This window comes from Protofrankia sp. Cas3, assembly GCF_963555955.1.
Lineage (GTDB): Bacteria > Actinomycetota > Actinomycetes > Frankiales > Frankiaceae > Protofrankia.
Genome location: NZ_CAUVXP010000263.1, coordinates 1 through 3,664 on the forward strand (window position 1 = coordinate 1; position 3,664 = coordinate 3,664).

A 3,664-nucleotide genomic window follows, 5' to 3' on the forward strand; every position below is an offset into this window, starting at 1 on the left:
GGCGCCCGTTCGTGCAGCCTGGGCCAGAGCAGCTCGTCGTCTTCGCCCTGGTGGTGATGGTGCAGCGCCGACACCACCTCGCGAGCGGGGTCGTGCACCACCCGCACCTGCCGGCCGCCGACGGCGAAGATGCCCGAGACCATCTTCGGCAGCAGACCGAACTCGCGCCTGAACGCGCGGTGCACGATCACCATGTGGTGGGTATTGATTGCCATTGTGCCGTCTCCTCTCCGAGATTTTAGTCAGGGCGATGTCGAGACATCGGGTGCGCCACTGATGACCGCCACAGGGCGGTGTGAATGTTCGTTCCTGGTATCTGGTGACCGGCAGCCCGAACGCGTCGGTCAGGACATACCGCGATGCTGCGCGAGATCGTTGGAGACGTTCGCGAGCCGGGATTGGGTCGTGGGGGAATCGATCTCAGGGAGATCGGCTGGGTCAGGCGTGCCGCCGAGCAGGGCCCGCGGGTGCGGCTCGTTTGGAGGTCCGGCGAATCGGGCGTACCGCGGTTCAGGCAGCGAGGGCTTCGGGTTGCTCGCACGGTGTGTCCGTGGGCCAGTAGCGGGTGGCGTGGTTGCGGCGTCTGGCCTGTTCGAGGTGGAAGGTGAAGTAGTCGTCGAGGTCGACGTTGCCACGTAGGGCGCGCAGGCGCAGGACGGCTTCGGCGCCGTCGAGTCCCCAGCGGGCTCCGCTGATCTGCATCCTGTCCTTGATCATCCATTTGGCGGCGCCCTCGATCAGGCCGGAGGCCACCGGCCAACCGGCGGTGAGGAACGCCGGGTAGTCGAGGTAGTTCCCCTTGCGTTCCAGGTAGTCGGCGCACTCGTCGGCGCCGGCGCGCTCGGTGGCGGTGTAGCTGAACCGGGTCGCGCGGCGGCGGATGCCGACCCACACGTCCCGGGCAGCGCCGTCGAGGACCTTGCCGGTCTGCTCACGGACCCAGGCGCGGGCGGCGGGGTCCTTGTCGTAGAAGAAGACCTTCGCCGCCTTCCACAGGTAGCCCTGGACGTGGAGGAGGTCGATCAGGATCGTGACCTTCTTGCCGCGGGCGGTGGCGAGGGCCTCGATCGTCTCGATCTGGTGGTTGTTGCCGTCGATCACGGCGAACCACGGCCGGGTGCGCGCCGGGTCGCGGCGGTCGGCCTCGGTGAACGCGTCGGCGATGACCTGGGCGGCGGGCCGGGCCACGGACGCGAACACGGTGCGGCCGGTCGCGCGCGGCCCGGGCGTCGCCGTCCCGGACTGAGGGGGGTCGAACAGTGCGCCGAGCACGTCGCCCGGGGTGCGTGGGGCCGGTGGGATGTCCGCGACGGCGGCGAGTTCCGCGGTCCTCGTCCGGCTGCGGCGTAGCTCGGTGGGTTCGTCGGGCCAGCCGTGTTCGGCGGCGGCGAGGGCGCGGGTGGCGTGGGCCTTCGCGGTGGCCGGGCGTAGCGCGTCGGGCCGGACCGGCAGCGCGGACCCGTCGCAGCTGATCAGCAATCCGGTCGTGTCCGGGCAGGGCTCCGGGCGGCGCGCGGCGTAGTAGGCCTCGAAGTCGACGGCCGTCTCGACGGCGAGCTGCTCGGACTGCCGCTTGCCGAGCCGGATCGCGCCGGCGGCGCTGACCATGTCCGCGACCTGCTCGAACGGCGCCACCGCCGTGGCCTCGGCGACCCGTTTCGTGATCCCGGCCGAGTAGCTGCGCACGCCCCAGGCCAGCTCGGCGTCCTGCGGGTACAGGTTGTCCTTCCCGTCGGCGCGGTACGCGAGCCGGGACGTCGACACCTCCCCGAAAATCAGGAGGCGGCGTCGTTCGTGTCCTGGCTCGACGGTGGGCCGGCGCCGGCCGTCGGCGTCGCGCACGTCGTCGCGGCGCCGCTCGGTGCGGGCCCGCTGGTCGAGATGTCCCTGGGTCAGCAGCCGCGCGCCCTCCAACGCGTCCGCCCAGGCATGTTCCTCCAGCGCGGCGTGCCCGAGCCGGTGCGCCTCGTCCGACCCCGCCCAGGAGATCATCTTCTCGGCGTGGGCGCGGAACGGAGCGAACACGTCCTCGAGGTCGGTGTGTGCTGGCTGCGTGCCGCTCTGTGCGTCGCGGGCGGTGTCTGGGATGCTGGCGTCCATGGCCACCGTCTCCTTCTGAGTGATCCAAGTCGCCACAAAGACTGGAGGCGGTGGCTTTTCCACGTGCGCATCCGGCCGATGACGGACTGTCCCGCCCGGAACCACGCCTGGGGCCGCGAACCGGCTACCTGCGCTTTCTCACCTCGACCCCAGTCGGCTATGCGATCAAAGCGCCAACTCTCCCGGAACGCTCACTACGCCCAGCCAGGAGCCGGTCTGGCAGGACTTCCGGAAGAGCCGCACCCATCTCAGTGTCGCCGGCGACGGCGCGCTCGCCGGGCGGCCCGAGGCGCAGCGTCACCTTGCCCCGGCCGTCGTCGGTCGGTTTCTTCAGAAGCGGGCCAAAATTTGTCGTTCCTCTTCCTCAGATATGGAACGACGGCAGTCTCGGCTACGGGTTGTCCGGGCCGGTGAACGACGTGATGATCGACGTCGAGGTCCTGGCGGCCACCGGCGCCCTTGTGACGGTCGCGAACGAACCTACAGTCGTCATCGAGGGGAAAAGCGACTTCCCGAAGAAGAACGGACTCGTCGGGGTGCCGCACGAGCTCGAAGGCGGGCTGGACGACGGAGGCTGGGGCTGTACCGGCGGTCGTGACAGGCGCCGCCGTGACTACAGACCTGGTGGCGGCGGGTATACCTTGACCCAGTCGACTTCCAGTGTCACTCCTTCGCTGGGGCCGCTCTCTCGGCACGGTATGAAACCGCCGTAGGTGCCCGGCGAGCATTCATCGAGCTGCAGCGTCAGGTGGAGCGGGCCGGTCGAGGGAATGTATGCGGGGCCCGTCACTTTCCAGGTCGCGGCCCCATCGACGTAGTACGTCAGCCCACTTGGCAGCCAGTCAACGGCCACCGTGTGCCAGCCGGTGTAGTCGTTATTCGCTCCGTGCGTAGCCTGGAGGTTCGATGGTCCGTTGTGAATGGACTGGATAGCGCTGTGCCGGTCAGCGGACGGGATCTCGATCATGTCGACCTCGCCGTCCCGGGGCCAATTACCGTTCTCCGGCCACAGGAGGATAGCGACACCAAACCCGGCACCCGGCGTAACCCTGAACCGGGCTTCCCATCGCCCGTATTTCTGGTGGAACGCGTTGTCGCTCACGCCAGAGCCGAAGTCGAGGCCGGCGGAATCCGTCGCACCCCCTAGCTTGAGCGATCCGCCGGACACGCTGACGAGTGCGGACGAGCGGCGCGGGCGACTTGTTGGGAAGTTGTAGACGTACCAGCGCGAGCTCAGCGAGTCAAAGTTCTCGACAGTGGGCTCGCCCCACTGGACGCTGCCCGATGAGCCGGCTGGGGGTGCGGGCGTCACCGGGAGCCCGATCGGTGCGCACCCGGTACCGGACACACCGATGCCCGCAGCGATGCCGAGCCCAATCTTGAGCACTGTGAATAGGCTTATCTTCATGATCAAACCCCCGTTTGGGCCGGCGAAGCGCCGGCTGTCCTGCATATATCACGACGAGGGCCAAGGCGGCAAGGGCCGACATGGGAACGCCATGGAGGTCTTTCTTCGTAGAGTCTCGTCGTCCGCGGATCGGCTGCGTCCCCGCCACGTGGTAGG

The 3,664-nt window shown here is 68.7% G+C and carries 2 protein-coding genes and 1 pseudogene; all 3 read right to left on the reverse strand.

Going from position 1 to position 3,664, the window contains the following annotated elements; all coding sequences use genetic code 11:
* A pseudogene (locus tag U9983_RS26725) lies at nucleotides 1–215 on the reverse strand (hemerythrin domain-containing protein); the annotation flags it as partial.
* 295 nt (nucleotides 216–510) lie between these two features.
* Nucleotides 511–2,100: an ISKra4 family transposase gene (locus U9983_RS26730; protein ID WP_322756664.1), complete on the reverse strand. Its 1,590-nt coding sequence runs from the start codon at nucleotides 2,098–2,100 to the stop codon at nucleotides 511–513.
* Nucleotides 2,101–2,713: 613 nt separating this feature from the next.
* Nucleotides 2,714–3,508: a glycoside hydrolase family 16 protein gene (locus tag U9983_RS26735; protein WP_322756665.1), complete on the reverse strand. Its 795-nt coding sequence runs from the start codon at nucleotides 3,506–3,508 to the stop codon at nucleotides 2,714–2,716.
* Nucleotides 3,509–3,664 lie beyond the last annotated feature (156 nt).